The organism is Hyphomicrobium facile (genome assembly GCF_900116175.1).
Taxonomy (GTDB): Bacteria; Pseudomonadota; Alphaproteobacteria; order Rhizobiales; family Hyphomicrobiaceae; genus Hyphomicrobium_B; species Hyphomicrobium_B facile.
The window spans coordinates 265,741-283,734 of sequence record NZ_FPCH01000001.1 but is presented as its reverse complement, the minus strand read 5'-3'; the positions used below and the strand labels follow the sequence as shown (position 1 = coordinate 283,734).

21 protein-coding genes are annotated in these 17,994 nt (G+C 60.0%); 16 read left to right on the top strand and 5 right to left on the bottom strand.

Going from position 1 to position 17,994, the window contains the following annotated elements; genetic code table 11:
• Window positions 1–100: 100 nt before the first annotated feature.
• On the top strand, window positions 101–721 hold the full coding sequence (gene hpf, locus BM399_RS01360; protein WP_092863152.1) for a ribosome hibernation-promoting factor, HPF/YfiA family: 621 nt from the start codon (window positions 101–103) through the stop codon (window positions 719–721).
• 95 nt (window positions 722–816) lie between these two features.
• Window positions 817–1,281 carry a PTS sugar transporter subunit IIA gene (locus BM399_RS01355; RefSeq protein ID WP_092863149.1) on the top strand — a complete coding sequence of 155 codons (465 nt, stop codon included), beginning with the start codon at window positions 817–819 and terminating at the stop codon, window positions 1,279–1,281.
• A gap of 68 nt (window positions 1,282–1,349) precedes the next feature.
• On the opposite strand, the gene BM399_RS01350 is transcribed toward BM399_RS01355, so the two are convergent.
• Window positions 1,350–2,147 carry an undecaprenyl-diphosphate phosphatase gene (locus BM399_RS01350; protein ID WP_092863146.1) on the bottom strand — a complete coding sequence of 266 codons (798 nt, stop codon included), beginning with the start codon at window positions 2,145–2,147 and terminating at the stop codon, window positions 1,350–1,352.
• 137 nt (window positions 2,148–2,284) lie between these two features.
• Between BM399_RS01350 and BM399_RS01345 the strand changes: the two genes are divergently transcribed.
• From BM399_RS01345 to BM399_RS01330, 4 genes are all read left to right on the top strand, one after another.
• Window positions 2,285–2,989, top strand: a complete 705-nt coding sequence (locus BM399_RS01345; RefSeq protein ID WP_092863143.1) for a glutathione S-transferase family protein — start codon at window positions 2,285–2,287, stop codon at window positions 2,987–2,989.
• Window positions 2,990–2,998: 9 nt separating this feature from the next.
• On the top strand, window positions 2,999–4,147 hold the full coding sequence (queG, locus tag BM399_RS01340) for a tRNA epoxyqueuosine(34) reductase QueG (RefSeq protein ID WP_244531020.1): 1,149 nt from the start codon (window positions 2,999–3,001) through the stop codon (window positions 4,145–4,147).
• A gap of 1 nt (window position 4,148) precedes the next feature.
• The gene (locus tag BM399_RS01335; protein ID WP_092863140.1) at window positions 4,149–5,012 is read left to right on the top strand and encodes an SDR family oxidoreductase; all 864 of its coding nucleotides are present in this window, start codon (window positions 4,149–4,151) and stop codon (window positions 5,010–5,012) included.
• A 121-nt stretch (window positions 5,013–5,133) separates the two neighbouring features.
• Window positions 5,134–6,102 (top strand): hypothetical protein, encoded by a 969-nt coding sequence (locus BM399_RS01330; RefSeq protein WP_092863136.1) that lies wholly within the window; start codon window positions 5,134–5,136, stop codon window positions 6,100–6,102.
• A 2-nt stretch (window positions 6,103–6,104) separates the two neighbouring features.
• Here BM399_RS01330 and BM399_RS01325 read toward each other — a convergent pair whose 3' ends face one another.
• Window positions 6,105–6,908 (bottom strand): alpha/beta hydrolase, encoded by an 804-nt coding sequence (locus BM399_RS01325; RefSeq protein WP_092863133.1) that lies wholly within the window; start codon window positions 6,906–6,908, stop codon window positions 6,105–6,107.
• A gap of 34 nt (window positions 6,909–6,942) precedes the next feature.
• Here BM399_RS01325 and BM399_RS01320 point away from each other — a divergent pair, with 34 nt between their 5' ends.
• The 4 genes from BM399_RS01320 to BM399_RS01305 all read left to right on the top strand — a co-directional run bounded on the left by BM399_RS01320 (window position 6,943) and on the right by BM399_RS01305 (window position 10,432).
• Window positions 6,943–8,106, top strand: a complete 1,164-nt coding sequence (locus tag BM399_RS01320; protein ID WP_092863130.1) for a glycosyltransferase family 4 protein — start codon at window positions 6,943–6,945, stop codon at window positions 8,104–8,106.
• Between the two features lie 326 nt (window positions 8,107–8,432).
• On the top strand, window positions 8,433–9,164 hold the full coding sequence (locus BM399_RS01315) for a hypothetical protein (RefSeq protein ID WP_092866100.1): 732 nt from the start codon (window positions 8,433–8,435) through the stop codon (window positions 9,162–9,164).
• A gap of 204 nt (window positions 9,165–9,368) precedes the next feature.
• Complete coding sequence (gene infC, locus BM399_RS01310; RefSeq protein ID WP_092863127.1) at window positions 9,369–9,899, top strand: translation initiation factor IF-3; 531 nt, start codon at window positions 9,369–9,371, stop codon at window positions 9,897–9,899.
• A gap of 158 nt (window positions 9,900–10,057) precedes the next feature.
• The gene (locus tag BM399_RS01305; RefSeq protein ID WP_092863124.1) at window positions 10,058–10,432 is read left to right on the top strand and encodes a cyclic nucleotide-binding domain-containing protein; all 375 of its coding nucleotides are present in this window, start codon (window positions 10,058–10,060) and stop codon (window positions 10,430–10,432) included.
• Window positions 10,433–10,911: 479 nt separating this feature from the next.
• Here BM399_RS01305 and BM399_RS21030 read toward each other — a convergent pair whose 3' ends face one another.
• Window positions 10,912–11,088 (bottom strand): hypothetical protein, encoded by a 177-nt coding sequence (locus BM399_RS21030; RefSeq protein ID WP_177228008.1) that lies wholly within the window; start codon window positions 11,086–11,088, stop codon window positions 10,912–10,914.
• 113 nt (window positions 11,089–11,201) lie between these two features.
• Window positions 11,202–11,402, bottom strand: coding sequence for a hypothetical protein (locus BM399_RS01290; RefSeq protein ID WP_092863118.1), 201 nt, complete (start codon window positions 11,400–11,402; stop codon window positions 11,202–11,204).
• A 324-nt stretch (window positions 11,403–11,726) separates the two neighbouring features.
• On the opposite strand from BM399_RS01290, the gene BM399_RS01285 reads away from it, so the two are divergent.
• On the top strand, window positions 11,727–12,167 hold the full coding sequence (locus BM399_RS01285; RefSeq protein WP_092866094.1) for a GtrA family protein: 441 nt from the start codon (window positions 11,727–11,729) through the stop codon (window positions 12,165–12,167).
• Window positions 12,168–12,174: 7 nt separating this feature from the next.
• On the opposite strand, the gene BM399_RS01280 is transcribed toward BM399_RS01285, so the two are convergent.
• Window positions 12,175–12,522, bottom strand: coding sequence for a hypothetical protein (locus BM399_RS01280; RefSeq protein ID WP_092866091.1), 348 nt, complete (start codon window positions 12,520–12,522; stop codon window positions 12,175–12,177).
• Window positions 12,523–13,014: 492 nt separating this feature from the next.
• On the opposite strand from BM399_RS01280, the gene rpmI reads away from it, so the two are divergent.
• From rpmI to pheT, 5 genes are all read left to right on the top strand, one after another.
• On the top strand, window positions 13,015–13,215 hold the full coding sequence (rpmI, locus tag BM399_RS01275) for a 50S ribosomal protein L35 (RefSeq protein WP_015596609.1): 201 nt from the start codon (window positions 13,015–13,017) through the stop codon (window positions 13,213–13,215).
• Between the two features lie 98 nt (window positions 13,216–13,313).
• Window positions 13,314–13,715 (top strand): 50S ribosomal protein L20, encoded by a 402-nt coding sequence (rplT, locus tag BM399_RS01270; RefSeq protein WP_045837307.1) that lies wholly within the window; start codon window positions 13,314–13,316, stop codon window positions 13,713–13,715.
• Window positions 13,716–13,964: 249 nt separating this feature from the next.
• Window positions 13,965–15,038, top strand: coding sequence for a phenylalanine--tRNA ligase subunit alpha (gene pheS / locus BM399_RS01265; protein WP_092863115.1), 1,074 nt, complete (start codon window positions 13,965–13,967; stop codon window positions 15,036–15,038).
• Between the two features lie 76 nt (window positions 15,039–15,114).
• Entirely contained in the window at window positions 15,115–15,465 is a 351-nt protein-coding gene (locus tag BM399_RS01260) for an endonuclease domain-containing protein (protein WP_092863112.1), read from the top strand.
• Window positions 15,466–15,549: 84 nt separating this feature from the next.
• Complete coding sequence (pheT, locus tag BM399_RS01255) at window positions 15,550–17,982, top strand: phenylalanine--tRNA ligase subunit beta (protein ID WP_092863109.1); 2,433 nt, start codon at window positions 15,550–15,552, stop codon at window positions 17,980–17,982.
• Window positions 17,983–17,994: the final 12 nt, after the last annotated feature.

Here is a 17,994-nt window from a genome sequence, read left to right as displayed (position 1 = left end):
TCACACGCACCCGAGGTTAAAGAAAGGCAGGTCGGAACCTCGGAGCATTACGCTCGGTAACGGCAAACTCAGCCTCGGTAAGTGCAGAACAGGCATTTTCATGACCCTCCAAATCACTGGTAAGAATCTCGAAATCGGCGACGCCTTCCAGACCTACGCTGGCGACAAAATTCGCGGTGTCCTCCAAAAATTTCTGGCGCGAGAAGTAGACGGTCACATCCGTTTGGAACGCGAGCGTGAAGTCTTCAAAACCTCTTGCACGGTCCATTTCTCCAGCGGCCTTCTGCTCGAAGCGCACGGCGAAGGCGGCGACGCCTATAGCGCCGTCGATGCCGCAGCCCACCGCTTAGAGACGCGCGTGAGGCGGTATAAGAGCCGCATTAAGCACCATACATCCCCCGCTGCTGCAGCGCGCCGCAGGGTCGACATCGAAGCGCGGGACTATGTAGTCAGCCTGAGCGATGAGGATGAGCCGGAGCAGGACGGCGCGAATCCGCTTATCATCGCGGAAGGCCAGCGGAACATCGGCCATATGACGGTGAGCGAAGCTGTATTGAAGCTCGACCTGTCGGAAGCGTCCTTCATGATCTTTAGGAACGCTGCCCACGGGGGATTAAACGTCGTTTATCGGCGTACTGATGGGCACATTGGGTGGATCGACGCCGATCTTCCTTTGGCGACGAAGGCGAATGGCGCCTTGCCGCCGGAACATGCGGATTGAGGGCAGTTTATTTATTTTAATCAATGCAGTGTATGCCGTACAAATTTGGCCCGGCAGGCCACATCGACGGCCATATCATTGTGGATGGAGCCTGAATGAATATCGAAGACATGCTGGCCACCGACGCGATTATTCCGCGTTTCGAGGCTGAAGATAAGAAGCAGGCGCTTCACATCCTCGCACAAAAGGCGGAAGCGCTGACCGGCGCCTCCGCTGCCGATATCTATGCAGCCCTCCTGCAAAGGGAGAGGCTGAGTTCAACGAGCCTCGGCCGTGGGATTGCGATCCCGCACGTCAAAATGCCGACCGTCAAAAAGATCACGTGCATCTTTGCGCGTCTCGAGCGTCCGATTGCATTCGAAAGCCACGACGGTGAGCCCGTCGATCTTCTGTTCTTCCTGTTGGCGCCCGAGCACGCAGGCGCCGACCATCTGAAGGCACTCGCGCGTATTTCCCGGCTTGTCCGCGATCCGGCGACCCTTGAAGGCCTGCGGAGCGCCAAGGACGTTGAAGGACTCCGGACCGTTCTGACGAAGCCACTGACATCACACGCGGCCTGACATGCTCGCTGACGCCCTCGGCGGCCGGCTCGCGGAACGCGAGTCGCCGAGGGCAATAAGCGAATGCGTCAGTGAAGGACTGCGATCACGCCCAGTCCAATGCCACCGACCAGCAGCCGCCACCACCCGAAGAATGACAATCCGCGCCGCGATATGAAATCGAGCATGTGGCGAACCACGATCACGCCGGTGACAAACGCCGCGATAAATCCGAGCACGATGTGGCTGACGTCGTCAGGCGTTAAAATCGACCAGTTCTTGTAAAGATCGTAGGCGAATGCGCCGGTCATCGTCGGCATCGCCAGAAAAAACGAGAATTCCGCAGCCGTACGCTTGTCGGCGCCGAGCAGCACCGCCGAGACGATCGTCGACCCGGACCGCGAAACACCCGGGATCATGGCGAGACACTGGGCAAAGCCGATGATCAGCGCCGTCGTCCACGGAATGTCCATCACGTTGGTGAACCGCGGCTTGTACTTGATCCGGTCAACGGCAAGCAGAATGATCCCGCCAATCACCAACGCCGTGCACATGATCAACGGCGATTCAAAAAGAACTTCCTTGATGATCCGATGCGCCAAGACACCGATGAAAACAGCCGGCAGGAAGGCGACCAGCACCGCGAAAACGAAACGTCGCGTTGTCGCGCTGGTCGGAAAATCGAGCGCGATGTGCCAAAGTTTGCCGGCATAGACGGTGAGAAGCGCGAGAATTGCGCCGAGCTGGATCAGCACCTCGAAGGTGCGACCTGCCGAGGTGACCCCCATGAGCTCTTCGGTAAGAAGAAGGTGCGCCGTCGAGGAAACGGGTAGATATTCCGTCAAGCCTTCGATCAGCCCGAGCAGTACGACTTGCCACGTTTCCATCAGTGCTCCTTCGCGCGCTCGAAAGCGGCCGAGCGTTAACAGAAATTGTGGCGATGCCAAAGAGGTCGTTTGGCCGAGTTGCCATCGAATCGACGACAGCGGGTGTATAGTATCGCCATCAGCAGCACAGGAATCCTATGCCCCCGCGACTTACGCAATACCGCCTATGCCCGCGATCTCGGTCCATTCGATTGGCGCTTGCCGAATACGGCGTCGAAGTTCAGCTTCTCGATGAAAATCCCTGGGAATGGCGCCAAAGTTTTCTTGCGAAGAATCCCGCAGGCGAGATGCCGGTTCTCGAATTCGAGAACGGCCTGACGCTATGCGGCGCGTATTCGATCTCTGAATTCGTCGCTGAAGAAGTACTGCCCAGCGCGACGACGATTGCGCCCGGTCCCCCTCCGCTCATTCCGGGCAACCGGGAGGATCGCGCGGAGATCCGCCGCCTCATCGACTGGTATCACGGCAAGTTCGATCGCGAGGTGACGAGAGAGCTTCTCATCGAGAAGGTCTACAGCTCGATGCGCCCATCGGGCCCCGTCGCGCCTGATCCGGGCATCCTCCGTGCCGTTCGTGCAAACCTCAAATATCATCTCTCCTACACGGGCTATCTCGCCGACACTCGGCGCTGGATCGGTGGCGACGAGCTGAGCTTTGCCGATTTTGCTGCCGCAGCTCAAATTTCGACCGTAGACTACCTGGGCGAGATACCGTGGAACGACTATCCGACGGTCAAAGTCTGGTATCAGCGAATGAAATCCCGGCCGTCCTTCCGAGCCTTGCTCGGCGACCGCGTTCCGGGAACGGCGCCGCCCCTTGCCTATTCCGATCTCGATTTCTAAATCGCTCGTATGTCCGAAGCCCAAAATTCCGGTTCCGCTCTTGGCGGGATGATCCGCGCTGAAGCAGCGAAGCTTGGGCTCGACGCTGTCGGCATTGCGCGATTGGCCGACGACGCGGAGCTGACAGCTCGGCTCGCGCACTTCCTGAGCGAGAACCGCCACGGCGATATGGATTGGATGGAAACGCATGCCGATCGGCGCGCGGGTCCGCTTCGGCTGTGGCCGGACGCGAAGAGCGCCATCATCTTCGGACAATCGTACGCGCCGCCGGCCAATCCACTCGACGCCCTTCGCGATCGTTCGAACGCTGCGATTTCGGTCTATGCCAAAGGCCGCGATTACCACGACGTTCTAAAGAAAAAGATCAAGTCGCTGGCGCGTTCGTTTTCCGAACGATCGGGCGCTGAAGTCAAAGTCTTCGTCGATACCGCGCCGCTGATGGAAAAGCCGCTCGCCGCGAAGGCCGGTCTCGGCTGGCAAGGCAAGCACACGATCCTCGTTTCCCGCGAACACGGCAACTGGCTCTTCCTCGGCGCCATATTGACGACGGCCGAACTCGAACCCGATGCAGGCACCGAGGACCATTGCGGTTCGTGCCGGCGATGTCTCGACGTCTGTCCGACGAATGCCTTTCCCGCGCCCTACCAGCTCGACGCGAGGCGCTGCATCGCCTACCTCACGATCGAGCACAAAGGCCATATCGCACCTGAATTTCGCGGCCCCATCGGAAACCGCGTATTCGGTTGCGATGACTGCGCCGCCGTCTGTCCGTGGAATAAGTTCGCGAGCGCCGCGACCGAGATCCGCTACGCAGCGCGCCCCGAAACGGACAATCCTCCCCTCGCCGAATTGCTCGCACTCGATGATGCAGCATTCCGATTGCGCTTTGCGGGGACGCCGATCAAACGGACAGGGCGCGACCGCGTCGTACGCAATACGCTGATCGCTTCGGGAAATTCGGGCGATCGATCCCTCCTTCCCCTTATCGAACCACTGATGGAAGATAACTCCGCACTTGTCCGCGCGATGGCGATCTGGGCATCTCGCCGGCTGGCGAGTGACGCTGAGATCGATGCTCTGCGAAAGCGCTATGAGGCTCGCGAGCACGACGCCGAGGTCGCCGCTGAATGGAATTTGCCAATTGAGGAACTCCGCTAGCATGAGCCGGCTCTTCTGTTTCGGACTGGGATACTGCGCCACCGAACTCGGACGGCGGCTGATAGAGGAAGGCTGGACGGTCCCCGGCACGACCGCGCACGCCGAAAAAGTTGAGCGCCTCGTCGAGCAGGGCTTCGAACCCTTCATTTTCGACGGGAGGGAAGCTCTGCACGACGTCGCCGATGCACTACAAAGTGCAACGCACGTGCTGCTATCTATTCCCCCCGATGCTGATGGCGATCCGGCATTGCGATGCTACGGCGACGCGATTGCCGCGAGCCCTTCCATTCGCTGGATCGGATACTTTTCGACCGTCGGGGTCTACGGCGACGCAGCAGGCGGCTGGGTGGACGAAACGACGGAGACGCGCCCCGGAACCATCCGTGGACAGCGTCGCGTCAAAGCTGAAAACGGTTGGATCGAACTCGCGCGCGCATCCGGAAAAGCGCTCGTCATCTATCGCCTGCCTGGAATTTATGGCCCTGGCCGCAGCGCCATCGATCAACTCAAAGCAGGCACTGCACGGCGCATATTCAAGCCGGGTCAGCTCACCAATCGCGTCCACGTTGAGGATATCGCGACCGCGGTCGAAGCGAGCATCGATCTTGCCCCCGGCGTGCACATCTTCAACGTGACGGATGACCTTCCGGCAGCGCCCCAGGATGTCATCGCCTATGGAGCCGAGCTGTTGGGCATGCCCTGCCCCCCCGCAACCGATCCCGATGATGCCGATGTGTCGTCCACGGCGCGAAGTTTCTATATCGAAAACAAGAAGGTCTCGAACGCCCGCATGAAGGCCGAGCTGGGCGTCAAACTTGCCTATCCCACCTACGTCGAAGGACTGAAATCCATAGCGGGACTTTAGCGAACGGCTTTTTAGCGTTCCGTCACACGTTTTCCGCCATTCCGCCAGAATAGAGGATAAAGACGTCAGCGGCTGCGCTCCCTGTCGGGGCGCCGATGTGAGCGGGACCACGAGCTTTTCCATGGCGATTAAAACGCTCTTTGTAGCGACGTTGGCGGTGATGACCTCCGCGCTGGTCGTCCATGCCGACCCCATCGATCCGGCACAGGCGATTGCACAGAAATTCTCCAGTGCGAGCGACGAACCAGCCGCGAAGCCAGCACCAAAACCAGCCCAAAAACCAGCATGGAAGCCATCGGCGAAGCTGGCGCCAGCGGCGGCTAAGCCGGACGCCGATTATGAAGCCGACATGCTGAGCCGAGCGGGCGCCGAAGAGGCTGATCGCCTGAAGCAGGAAGCCCGCACCCGGCAGGTTGCCGTAGAGCCCGCTGCCCGCGCTCCCATTGCCCCTGTCGCCGCTGCTGCAGCCGTTGCCGTTCCCGCGCCGCCGCCGGCTGTTACCCCGGTCGCCGAAAAACAACCCGCGCCAGTTCCCGTCGCTGCAGCTGTCCCATCGAAACCGGAAAGCGAGCGGACGATTGTCGCCGAGGCTCCGAAGCCCGGCTCAGCGCCAGCCACCGTGCTGCTTGTGCTCGATACGAACGATGCGGCCCTCGGTTTCAAGCCCGACCCGATCATTTGCATCGACGATCGCTGCTGGCTTTCGAATGGCATCGAAGAACCGGCGATTAGCATGCCGCGCACTCAAGCGGTCGCGTTGCAGACGACGGAGGAAGCGACAGCGGATTCCTGTGCCGGGAAATCGGCCTGCGTCTATCGCGCCGTTTCGATCGATCCTGACGCGCGTATCGAAGTGATCGAGGTCGGCGGAAGCCGCGGCGCTTCCGCCGGAGCCTATACGGTTCCGGCTGACACGAGCTGCCGGAGCGAAGGCGGTGTCCTCGTCTGCTACAACGGCCTCGCGACGCAGAACTTTCGCATTTGGGTCGTGCCGGAAGCCATCGCCGCGTCCGCCGGACCCTCGAGTATCGAAGAGGCAATCGAGAACGGACTTCCCGATCCGGGCGCCTCAACGAGCAACGATAAATAGCGCTAAAGCAGCTTGCCGAGCTCGGAGAAAAGCAGATCGAGGTCTTGCGGCCGCGACAGCCGGTGCTCGGCGTCGGCAACCTCAATCAACTTGACCCTGTCGCCCGTCAGGAACGTCGTAAGTTCGCGCGTGTGAGATGCTGGCACATCGACATCCAACAGACCTTGCAGAATGACCACCGGCCGCCCGGGATCGAACGGCTGACGCGCGAAAAGATGTTCGCGGCCTTCCTCGATGAGGCGGCGCGTGATCGTATAGGGCTCCGCGTAAGCCGACGGTTGCTTGAAAAATCCGCGCTCCATGATTTCGCTGCGAACCTCACCGGAAAACCGCTTCCACATCAGTTCTTCAGTCATGTCCCAGGCGGGCGCGATGAGAACGAGCGCTTTGATCCGCGCCGCCTCGGCAGGACGCTCACGCATCAGCTTTCGCAAGAGCAGCAGCGCGATGTGCCCGCCCATGCTCGAACCGATGGCGATCTGAGGACCACTGGTGACCTCTGAGAAGACCGCCTCGGCTTCTTCGATCCACCGCCCGATCGTTCCATCCTCGATGCGCCCCTGAGATATTCCGTGACCGGAATAATCAAATCGCGTCGACGAGATATTATGCTCAGCCGCCCATTGAGCCATTGCTGTCGCTTTCGTCGACGACATCTCAGACATGAAACCCGAGAGCCAGAAAAGACCGGGCCCGGCGGATTTCGCCGGATGCTGCGCGATAAAGGGGATTTCCCGCGCCTGCGCGCCTCTCCCGACAGGAAGCATTTGCGGTTCCGCTGCTGGAATCTTATAGGGACTGTCCATCGTTGGCCTCAACGACTCCGATTGATGAGCTGAAATGAAAAACACTTTGACGGTGCTGCAAGTCATTCCTCGCATGCGCGCAGGCGGCGCTGAACTCGGCTGCTTGCAGATAGCAACCGCCCTCGTCAAAAACGGACATCGCGCTCTCGTCGCATCCGCAGGCGGCCCGATGGTCGATCAGATAGTCGCCGCAGGCGGCGAGCATATTCCCATGCCGCTCGCCACCAAGAACCCGCTCGTCCTCTTCAAGAATGCGCGCCAGCTCGCCGGCATCATCCGTCGCGAAAACGTCTCGATCATTCATGCGCGAAGCCGCGCACCGGCCTGGAGCGCCCTTTATGCTGCGCGGCGCACCAGCACGCCTTTCGTGACAACCTACCATTCCGAATATTCCGAAAAAACCCGGCTCAAGAATTTGTACAACAGTGTCATGGCGCGCAGCGATACCGTGATCGCGGTTTCGGACTACATGGCGCACCTCATCCGCACGCGCTACCATACCCCCGAAGAGCGCATCGCCGTTATTCATCGCGCCTTCGATGGGACTGTGTTTGATCCCGCGCTGCTGACGCCCGAAAGATTGGCCACGGTCCGGAAGTTGCTGGATGCAGACGGCAGCAAGCCGGTCCTGATCCTCGCCGGCCGCATCACGCCGCGCAAAGCCCAGCATCATCTCGTCTCTGCTTTGGGAATTCTGAAGGAGCGCGGCGCGCCGGACGTCGTCTGCGTCTTGGCGGGTGAGGTCGAAAAGCCGGCCTTCAAAGCGGAACTCGAAGCGCAGGCGCAGAAGCTCGGCGTCGCGCATCAATTGCGCTTCCCCGGACACGTGCGCGACATCGCGGCCGCTTACGGCATCAGCGATATCGCCCTCAATATTTCCGAGCAGGAAGGCCTTCCGCGCGTCGCCATCGAATCTCAGGCGATGGGCGTGCCGATCATCGTCTCGGATACGGGCCCCGGCCGCGAAGTGGCGCTGACGGAACCCGACGTCTCGCCCAATAAAGCGTCCGGTTTGCGCGTCCCATACGCCGATCCGACCGCCGTCGCCGATGCGATCGAAACAATGCTCAAGTGGCCGGCCGAGAAGCGTAAGGCGTATGGTGAACGAGGAGCGGCCAACGTTCGAAGCCGCTTTACGTTGGACCAGCTGACATCGAAAACGCTGGCGGTTTACCAACGCTTGATCAACGCAAAATGACGCCGCTGGGCTTCTCGTCCGACGGGGCGAAGGGTCTTTGATCGATCGTCGGGGGCCTCCCCCGTGACGGCGCGCGCAGGAAATTTTCGTGGAAAAGTCGAGACCGTCAGCTCTCCATTGAACGCCTTCGTCTTGCAAAGAACATTTTGCGCAATGCCCGGTTGAGCGGGCCTGACATAATTCTCCACTGCTATTACCGATACTGACACTAATTATCGGACGGTTCACTGTGCGCGCTTTTGCGTCCGCAAAACTTCCGATATCAAAGACCGGACTGGGTGGGTCGAAACCACGGGGACGTGGCCTTAGGTGTCAAAAGCGAGGCGATGCAAACAATAATCTGTATCAAATGGGGTACGCGATACGGCATCGATTACCTCAATCGCTTGGCATCGATGATCCGCCGCAATACGCAGCGGGAAACCCGCCTCATCTGCTTCACTGACGATGCAAAAGGGGTCGATCCGTGGGTGCAAATTGCACCCCTTCCCCCGATCAACTTGCCCGCGCGCGAATTTACGACGCCGTGGCGAAAGCTATCGCTCTGGCAGTACCCGCTTCACGATCTCGAAGGCGACGTACTGTTTTTCGATCTCGACGTTGTCATCACCGGATCGATAGACGGCTTCTTCGACTTCGAGCCAGGCCGCTTTTGCGTTGCCCAGAACTGGACCCAACCCAACGAGCGCGTCGGCAATACGTCGATCTATCGCTTCCCTGTCGGCAAGATGTCTCACATCTTCGACACGTTCAACGCTGACCCTGAAACCATTCTGCGCCGCTACCGGATTGAACAACAATATATTTCCGCCGAGAGCGAAGACGTCGTTTTCTTCCCCCCGGAATGGTGCCTGAGCTTCAAGCACTCGCTGCTGCCGAGTTGGCCGCTGAATTTTTTCATCCCGCCCCGGCTGCCGCCCGAAGCAAAGGTCGTAGCGTTCCACGGCAAGCCCGATCCGGATGAAGCACGCGACGGAATTTGGCCCGTCAACGCGGCGTGGAAGAGATCCTATAAGTACGTCCTGCCGACCCCCTGGATAGCGAAGCACTGGCGTTGAGGGCCATTTGGCCCGCCAAAAGAGCGCTGCGACGCCGGGAAAGTGTTCGGAAAACGGGCGAAGGCACGCCTTTTGGCAATTTTGCTCACGCGTCACGCTTGACTTGAGAGCCCGTTCTTTCCCATGTTCGCCGCTGACTGAGCCGGGAATCCGCCTTCGGTCAATAATCGGAACCACATAAGGAGTTGAACCATCCGTAAACCAATGCGACCCGAGCCTCAGAGCCGGGAAAACTCAGGGCCCCGCATCAACGACCAAATTCGGGCCCGAGAAGTCCGTCTCATCGATGAGACAGGCCAGAACGTCGGCGTCATCGCAAAATTCGATGCACTTGCCCGCGCCGAAGAGGCCGGACTAGACCTCGTGGAAATTTCGCCCGACGCGGAACCGCCGGTCTGCAAAATCCTCGACTTCGGCAAGTTCAAATTCCAAGAACAGAAGAAGGCCGCCGAGGCCCGTAAAAATCAGAAAATCGTTGAGCTAAAAGAGATCAAGATGCGGCCGGGCATCGATGATCATGACTACGACGTGAAGATGCGGGCGATTAAGCGGTTCTTCGAAGAGGGCGACAAGGTCAAGATAACGCTGCGCTTCCGCGGCCGTGAAATGGCGCACTCGCAACTTGGCATGGCCGTCCTACAACGCGTGAAAGCCGACACCGAGTCCATCTCCAAGGTCGAAAGCGAACCACGCTTCGAAGGCCGGCAGATGGTCATGGTGCTCGCCCCCAAATGACGTCAATGAAATGACTGCGGCGGGGTGTTCGCCCCGCCCTTGTCTACCTCTGTCCGTTGGCCCTCGCGCCGATTACGGCGCCGCCTCTGAGACTTGCTCTCGCACACTGACGGTTCTAGCTTTGCCCTACTGACGGAAGTCTTCGGGGGAGCGGCCGCATGAGCGATGACCGGCCTTTTGATTTCTCGATACTCGACCGCATTGGCGCCCCCTACCGGCATTTCGAGGCGGGCGAAAAAATCTTCCTCGAGGAAGATCCCGGTGACACCATGTACATGGTGCGGTCAGGCCGTGTCGACATCATCACCTATGGCATCGTGCTGGAAAACGTCCAAACCGGCGGCATTTTCGGCGAGATGGCGCTGATCGATGATGGACCTCGAAGCGCGGCCGCCATGGCCGCCGAGCCGACGGAAGTCGTCGCCATCGATAAGCCGGCGTTTCTCGCCGTCGTCCGCGACGATCCGCAATTCGCGCTCCGTGTCATGAGCCTTCTCGCGACCCGTCTGCGGCGGGCGAACAAGCAAATGTGAGATGCGCGGCATCGTCCTTTGATGCCGCGCACCCAGTCAAATGAACCTCAACATCCGTGACGCCACATGCAGCGGCGGAAACGCGGGCCGCCCCAACCCCAGCGGCTCGCGCAGATATTGCGCCAGCGCCAGCAGTACCGGCGAACGCCAACCGGCGTCGCAAGTGATTGGCTTGCTTGTATTCCCTTTAGCGGTGCGAGCTGAGCGGCTTGTGAAGAAGTGCCCGCCGCAGACAAACCGATCGCAACGACGGATGCTGCCAATAGTGGTGCAATACGCATGTTCATCTCCGCTTATCCAAAACGAACAGCACGCGAGCAAGCGTGCGAGCAACCGTCGTTGCCTACGGCTGAATGAACTCTGAATAAGGAGGGGATGCATAGGGAGAATTGTAATCTTTGTGTAAACCGCATTAACGCAGCGGGCGCCTCGTTTACACACCACGAAACAATTGGATTGAGCGCTCTAAGACACTGGAATCACGCTGCAATCTGCAGCTTCGGCTTCGCGGCGCTCTTCGAATATTTCTGGTGCGCCTCTTCGAGAAGCTGCAACAGAATATCCTGGCGATTGTAGAGATTTGGAAAAGCCTGACGCAGGTCGTCGAGCTGCTTCAGGGCCGCGCTGTTCAATCCGACATGAACGATGTGGTACATGACTCTGATCCGTGAACTGAAGATGATGCAACGGACATCGCACGTCGAAGCCCTCGCACGCTGTTCCCCGCGAAACCCTTGCGCGGCCTGAACTTCAGCGACTGACGGCGAGATCAATCGAGGTCGACCAAACCGAGTGCGGCGAGTGAGATGAAAGCCGCAATCATCAGAATGCCGACCAGCAGGACCAGCGCCGGATAGAACGCCGCGAATACGACACCGGCCCGCCAGCCGGTGGCAGAACGCAGGCTGATGGCAGCGGTCGGCAGCGCCGCAAGAAAGAAAATCGCCACGATGAACGGATCCAGTCTCATGGGCAGTCTCTTGAGGATAGTCGCAGGTCAGGGCGAGTTGAGCTTGCCACAATCGAGCCCCGGCGCCAGTCAACGGCGGCGAAGGAGACGCAATCAGCGGTAAACACGAATTTGCTGATGAATTCCGGCATCGCCGCGCGAGAAGATCCGGCTGAGGTCTATTTGGCGCATGACCGGACACATTCAAATCAGCCTAAAAACTGGCGTCGACGCGTAGCTGGCCGCACCAAAAAAACGTTCCTGTTTCCCAAGATACAGCGGTTCGCTTGTCAGTCCGCTTCAGGTATCGCATCGTCCGCCCATCAGTCGCAAAAAGGCTTCGAAATGCATCCCAAGGTTCGTCACGCCCTTCTCTACATTGGCGTTAACCTGGGTTCGACCGTCGTCGATTACGCGATCTTTCTCTCGCTCACTTACGTCTTCGGACTGCCTATTCTGCAAAGCGTCATCGCGTATTCAGTCGGAATGGTCGTGAACTACGCCCTGACGAGGACCTTCGTCTTCAATCACGACATGTCGCACAAATCCGCTCATCGCGTGTTCATGGAATTCGCAGGGACATCGTTCCTCGGTCTTCTGCTGACGGCGGGCGTGATCTGGGTGACGGTGCACGAAATGAATCTCCCGCCGATCGACGGGAAAACGATCTCGGTGCTGATCTGCTTCGTGTCGCTCTACTACGTCCGTAGCCGCGTCGTGTTCAGCAAGAACACGAACGCTCCCGCCGCCGCGGAAACCGAATTGCAATCGGTATCGTCGAGCTAGATCCCGCTTAGAAATTCACGTGCTGAATGATGTAGCTTCCGCCCGCTGCGATCAGGCCCGCGATCAGCACGTACGGCAGGATGGAAACGAGCACCATCAGCAGTTCGACGAACGCCTTGAAGATCTGTTCCGCCGCCGCCCAGAGCTGGAAGAAGCCCTTGTAAAGCACGTAGATGATGGCGATGACGACGACCGCCAGAATTGCGATTTTCCAAACCGGCAGAGCCTGCCAGTTCGATTGAAAGATCTCGAACATCTGACCGAACGACCACTGCCAGACGAGTTCGACGAACTTGAAAATGGCCGTGATGCCCTGTTGCAGCAAATTGACGATCTGATCGATGATCTGCTTCACGGCCCGTCTCCCCTCGCGCATTGGCGCACTTAACAACGTATTAACCCTGTAATTAGTTCTAATGTAACTAATGAGAATTTCGCGGGTCTCCTGCGAAATCCTTCCGCGCGTTGCTTTTTTCGCAACGCTACCGAAAATGTTGCGAATTCCCGATGCCTCCCCTATAACCCCGCTCAGAGCCGCCCGGCGAGGCATGCCGTGGCGGTTCTTATGCTTTTGAAAAACAAGCGGAAACCGCAAAAAGCACCCTTCGCAGGACCAGCCGTTTCGCAACGGCTGAGAGTGCTGGAGCAGCAATGCACCGGCACTTCGGCTCGGAAACGAGCCAGGGCATTTGAGCGCCTCCAAGCTCGCCTCCGCACTTCGGACCTTTTGGTCCGGGGCCGCAAGGCGGCCCGGCGCCGAGCGCCGCCCCCCGCGGAGGGCCAGGATGTGAAGCGCGCCAGCGCGAGCATCCGGCGGGCCCGTGAGCGAGAACTAAGGACAAGCAAAATGCCTAAGATGAAGACCAAGAGCGGCGCCAAAAAGCGCTTCAAGATGACCGGCACGGGCAAGGTTGTTGCAGCCCAGGCCGGTAAGCGTCACGGCATGATCAAGCGCACGGCGAAATTCATTCAGAAGGCGCGCGGCACAGGCGTGCTGAACGATTCTGACGCGAAGATCGTCAAGAAATACATGCCCTACAACCGCTGAGATCTCGCCGGTGCTTGCGGCCGGCTCCCTTCAGGGAGCGCCAAGCCCCGAATGAAATCTCTTTCTTCTTGAAGCACTAATTCCAGGAGTTTTCTCCCATGGCTCGCGTCAAACGTGGCGTCACCGCCCACGCCAAGCACAAGAAAGTAATCAAGGCCGCGAAGGGCTTTTATGGCCGTCGCAAGAATACGATCCGCGTCGCCAAGCAGGCTGTCGAGAAATCGCAGCAGTATGCCTATCGCGATCGCAAGCGTCGCAAGCGCAATTTCCGCGCGCTCTGGATCCAGCGCATCAACGCCGCTGTCCGCGAGCACGGCCTGACCTACGGGCGCTTCATCAACGGCCTGACGAACCTCGGCATCGAGGTCGATCGCAAGGTTCTGTCGGATATCGCGATCAACGATCCGGCGGGCTTCAAGGCTCTCGTCGACAAGGCTGCGGCAGCTGCCAGCTCGCCGGTCGCCAAGGCCGACCAGGACAAGGTCAAGAAGGCGGCTTAATCCGCCACTTCGCGCTCGGTTTTCCGACCGGTCCCGCTGCCGACCATTCCTTCATCCCCTCCCCGGCGGGGAGGGGTCAGGGGTGGGGAGAAGCCACACAACCGAGCGGGCGCAATGCAAGTTCCTGGCACAATAGTGGAGTTTCGCCGCTAGCCATGCGCCTGGATCCTCACCCCACCCCAGCCCCTCCCCTGAGGGGAGGGGTGATCTGGGGAAAAGAATGTTGGGTTCCGGCTCAAGGAGATTTCTATGAGCGGCGCTAACGACCTCGCAGTCCTCGAAAAAGACCTACTGGCCGAGATTGCCGGCGCCGGTGATCTGGCATCGCTCGACGCCGTCCGCGTATCGGCCCTCGGCAAGAAGGGCCGAGTGTCCGAGCTGATGAGCAAACTCGGCTCGCTCCCGCCTGAAGAGCGCAAGAACTTCGGCCAGACCGTCAATACGCTGAAAACGAAAGTCTCCGACGCGCTCGACGCCCGCAAAGCGGTGCTTGAAACGGCAGCTCTCGACGAGCGCCTCAAGACCGAGCGCGCCGACGTCACGTTGCCGGTTCGCCTCGGCCCCGTTGCGGAAGGCCGCATTCATCCCGTCAGCCAGGTCCTCGACGAAGTCGTAGAGATTTTCGCCGATATGGGCTTCTCGGTTGCCGAAGGTCCGGACATCGAGACCGACGAGATGAACTTCGACAAGCTCAACATCCCGGCCGAGCATCCCGCGCGCCAGGACCACGACACCTTCTATTTCGCGCCGAAACCCGACGGCTCGCGACTGCTGCTCCGCACGCATACGAGCCCCGTGCAGATCCGCACGATGGTCGCGCAAAAGCCGCCGATCCGCATCATCGCGCCGGGCCGCGTCTACCGCATGGACAGCGACCAGACGCACACGCCGATGTTCCATCAGGTCGAAGGCCTCGTCATCGACGAGTCGACCCACATGGGCCACCTGAAATGGGTGCTGCAGGAATTCTGCAAGGCGTTCTTCGAGGTCGATGAAGTGAAGATGCGCTTCCGCGCGTCGCACTTCCCATTCACCGAGCCTTCGATGGAAGTCGATATCGGCGCCGAAGCGATCGGCAAGCCCGGCCAATGGCTCGAAATTCTGGGCTGCGGAATGGTGCACCCGAACGTGCTTCGGAACTGCGGTCTCGATCCCGAGAAGTATCAAGGCTTCGCATTCGGCGTCGGCCTCGACCGGCTGACGATGCTGAAATACGGCATCCCCGATCTGCGCTCGTTCTTCTCCGGCGATTTGAAGTGGCTGAGCCACTACGGCTTTTCGATGCTCGACGTGCCGACTCTCGGCGGCGGGCTGTCGACGTGAGGTTGGAAATAATTCATCGGCCAACGCTTTCCCTCCCCTCAGGGGAGGGGCTGGGGTGGGGTGAGGACGCAGGCGAATGGTCAACGAGATCGCGCGCAATCTCCGCGAGACTCCCACTTCTTCGGAAAAACGGCTTTGGAACGAACTGCGTAAACTTCGCGCCTCCGGCTATCACTTTCGGAGGCAGCATCCGATCGAAGGCTTCATCGTTGATTTTGCGTGCCTCTCCCAGAAATTGATTATTGAGGTCGACGGAGCGCAGCATCAATTGCCGGAAAACAGTCGATCGGATGCTATGCGCGACGCACGGCTCCAATGGCTTGGATACCGCGTGCTGCGGATCGGAAACGGAGACGTTACGGACCATCTTGACGGAGTCGTCTTGGAAGTTCTGGCCGCATTGGGAGCGGTGGTGAAACAGGAATGAAACCGCTATGACCGTCCGACTGCTTCGCCCCACCCCTACCCCCTCCCCGCTCGGGAGGGGAATTCTGCGTACGAGACCTGCGAAATGAAATTCACGTTCTCTTGGCTGAAGGACCACCTCGATACGGAGAAATCCGTCGACGAGATCGCGACGACGCTGTCCGCGATCGGGCTCGAGGTCGAAGGCATCGAAGACCCGGCGAAGTCGCTCGGCGCCTTCAAGGTCGCGCGCATCGTCGAAGCCAAAAAACATCCGAACGCGGATAAGTTGCAGATCGTCCAGGTCGAGGTCGCCAAAGGCGAGCCGCTGATGGAAGTCGTCTGCGGCGCACCGAACGCGCGCCCTGGCATGGTCTCCGTCTTCGCACCGCTCGGAACGTACATTCCAGGCTCGAAAATCACGCTCGAGAAAAAGCCCGTTCGCGGCGTCGTCTCGAATGGCATGATGTGCTCCGCCGCCGAGCTCGAACTCTCCGAGGAAAGCGACGGCATTCTCGATCTGCCCGCGGAATGGGCCGATAACGTCGGCGCCCGCTATATCGATGTCGTCGGCCTCAATGATCCCATCATCGAAGTCAAACTGACACCGAACCGCCCCGACTGCACCGGCGTTCGCGGCATCGCGCGCGATCTTGCGGCGGCAGGCATGGGCAAGCTGAAGCCTGAGCCGAAGCTTGGGCCTGTCGAAGGCAAGGCCGAATGCCCGATCGACATCGAGCTGGACTTCACCAAGGAGACCGCGAACGCCTGCCCGGTATTCGCCGGACGCTTGGTCAAAGGCGTCAAGAACGGACCGTCGCCAGCATGGATGCAGGCGCGGTTGAAGGCAGCTGGCCTCCGCCCGATCAACGCGCTGGTCGACGTCACGAATTATATCTCGCTCGATCGTGGACGTCCTCTGCACGTCTATGATGCGGCCAAGCTGAAGGGCGCCATTCGCGCCCGTCTTGGCAAAGCAGGCGAGAAGTTCCTCGGCCTCGACGACAAAGAGCACGCAGTCGACGACACGATGTGCGTCATCGCCGATGACTCTGGTCCGCTCGGCCTCGGCGGCATCATGGGCGGCGAAGCCTCGGGCTCGACCGAGACGACGACCGACGTCTTCATCGAGAGCGCCTATTTCGATCCGCTCCGCACGGCGGCGACGGGCCGAAAGGTCGGCCTGCAAACGGACGCCCGGTATCGCTTCGAGCGCGGCGTCGATCCGGCGTCGGTGCGCCCCGGCCTCGATCTCGCGACGGATATGATCCTGAAGTTCTGCGGTGGCGAGCCGACGAAGGCAAAGATCGCGGGCAAAGAGCCAATCGAAAACCGTGTCATCTCTTTCGATTTCGCGCGCATCGAAAAGCTCTCGGGCGTGAAGATCTCGAACGACGAGATCTCGGACACGCTGAAAGCGCTAGGCTTCACCATCGATGGCAAGCCGAACGCCGCAAAAGTCACCGTTCCAACCTGGCGTCCTGACGTCCATGGCACTGCCGACCTCGTCGAAGAGGTCGTCCGCATTGCCGGTCTCGACCGCATCCCGGCGACGCCCCTGCCGCGCGCTGACGGAATTGCCCGCGCCGTCCTCACCGAAAAGCAGAAGCGTGCCCGTCGCGGACGCCGCTTGCTTGCCGCCCGCGGCTTCGTCGAAGCCGTGACGTGGAGCTTCATTCCGAAAGAGCAAGCCGTCCATTTCGGCGGCGGTGCGCCGGCCCTCGATCTTGGAAACCCCATCTCCGTCGAAATGTCGTCGATGCGTCCGGGATTGCTCCCTGGCCTGCTGACCGCAGTGACGCGCAACCGCAATCGCGGCATTGCCGATGTCGCGCTTTTCGAGCTCGGCCAAGCCTACCGCGGCGAGCGGCCCGAGGATCAATATGCGAGCGCCGCCGGTGTGCGCGCCGGAACGGCGGGCCTGACGGGCGCGGGGCGGCACTGGGACGGCAACGCCAATCCCGTCGGCGTCTTCGACGTTAAAGCCGATGTCTTCGCCGCGCTTTCCGCGCTCGGGCTCGACCCTTCGAAAGCGCAGATCACGCGCGATGCCCCGGCTTGGTACCATCCGGGCCGTTCAGCCGCGCTCAAGCTCGGCCCGAAAACCGTGCTCGCCTACTTCGGCGAAATTCACCCCGCGACGCTCAAGGCGCTCGACGTTGAAGCCCCCGTTTCCGCTTTCGAGATCTTCCTCGACGCCCTGCCGCCGGAGAAGAAGAAATCTCGCGCGAAGCCGCCGCTTGCAGCGTCCGATCTGTTGCCCCTCACGCGCGACCTGGCATTCATCGTGCCGAAGGACGTCGCCGCCGGAGATGTGGTAAAAGCCGCGGCAAACGCCGACAAGGCGTTGATCCGTTCCGTCAACGTGTTCGACGTTTTCGAAGGCGGCAGTCTCGCTGCCGAAGGCAAGAAATCCATCGCCATAGAAATAACGATCCAGCCTGCGACGGAAACGCTGACCGATCAGGCGATCGAAACGATAACCAAAAAAATAGTAACGGATGTTAAGAAGGCGACCGGCGGCGACTTGCGTTCCTGATGCCGCCGTCAT

Coding starts and splice junctions, on each gene's coding strand:
- hpf (WP_092863152.1), top strand. CDS start 101: ATGACCCTCCAAATCACTGGTAAGAATCTCGAAATCGGCGACGCCTTC.
- BM399_RS01355 (WP_092863149.1), top strand. CDS start 817: ATGAATATCGAAGACATGCTGGCCACCGACGCGATTATTCCGCGTTTC.
- BM399_RS01350 (WP_092863146.1), bottom strand. CDS start 2,147: ATGGAAACGTGGCAAGTCGTACTGCTCGGGCTGATCGAAGGCTTGACG.
- BM399_RS01345 (WP_092863143.1), top strand. CDS start 2,285: ATGCCCCCGCGACTTACGCAATACCGCCTATGCCCGCGATCTCGGTCC.
- queG (WP_244531020.1), top strand. CDS start 2,999: ATGTCCGAAGCCCAAAATTCCGGTTCCGCTCTTGGCGGGATGATCCGC.
- BM399_RS01335 (WP_092863140.1), top strand. CDS start 4,149: ATGAGCCGGCTCTTCTGTTTCGGACTGGGATACTGCGCCACCGAACTC.
- BM399_RS01330 (WP_092863136.1), top strand. CDS start 5,134: ATGGCGATTAAAACGCTCTTTGTAGCGACGTTGGCGGTGATGACCTCC.
- BM399_RS01325 (WP_092863133.1), bottom strand. CDS start 6,908: ATGGACAGTCCCTATAAGATTCCAGCAGCGGAACCGCAAATGCTTCCT.
- BM399_RS01320 (WP_092863130.1), top strand. CDS start 6,943: ATGAAAAACACTTTGACGGTGCTGCAAGTCATTCCTCGCATGCGCGCA.
- BM399_RS01315 (WP_092866100.1), top strand. CDS start 8,433: ATGCAAACAATAATCTGTATCAAATGGGGTACGCGATACGGCATCGAT.
- infC (WP_092863127.1), top strand. CDS start 9,369: ATGCGACCCGAGCCTCAGAGCCGGGAAAACTCAGGGCCCCGCATCAAC.
- BM399_RS01305 (WP_092863124.1), top strand. CDS start 10,058: ATGAGCGATGACCGGCCTTTTGATTTCTCGATACTCGACCGCATTGGC.
- BM399_RS21030 (WP_177228008.1), bottom strand. CDS start 11,088: ATGTACCACATCGTTCATGTCGGATTGAACAGCGCGGCCCTGAAGCAG.
- BM399_RS01290 (WP_092863118.1), bottom strand. CDS start 11,402: ATGAGACTGGATCCGTTCATCGTGGCGATTTTCTTTCTTGCGGCGCTG.
- BM399_RS01285 (WP_092866094.1), top strand. CDS start 11,727: ATGCATCCCAAGGTTCGTCACGCCCTTCTCTACATTGGCGTTAACCTG.
- rpmI (WP_015596609.1), top strand. CDS start 13,015: ATGCCTAAGATGAAGACCAAGAGCGGCGCCAAAAAGCGCTTCAAGATG.
- rplT (WP_045837307.1), top strand. CDS start 13,314: ATGGCTCGCGTCAAACGTGGCGTCACCGCCCACGCCAAGCACAAGAAA.
- pheS (WP_092863115.1), top strand. CDS start 13,965: ATGAGCGGCGCTAACGACCTCGCAGTCCTCGAAAAAGACCTACTGGCC.
- BM399_RS01260 (WP_092863112.1), top strand. CDS start 15,115: ATGGTCAACGAGATCGCGCGCAATCTCCGCGAGACTCCCACTTCTTCG.
- pheT (WP_092863109.1), top strand. CDS start 15,550: ATGAAATTCACGTTCTCTTGGCTGAAGGACCACCTCGATACGGAGAAA.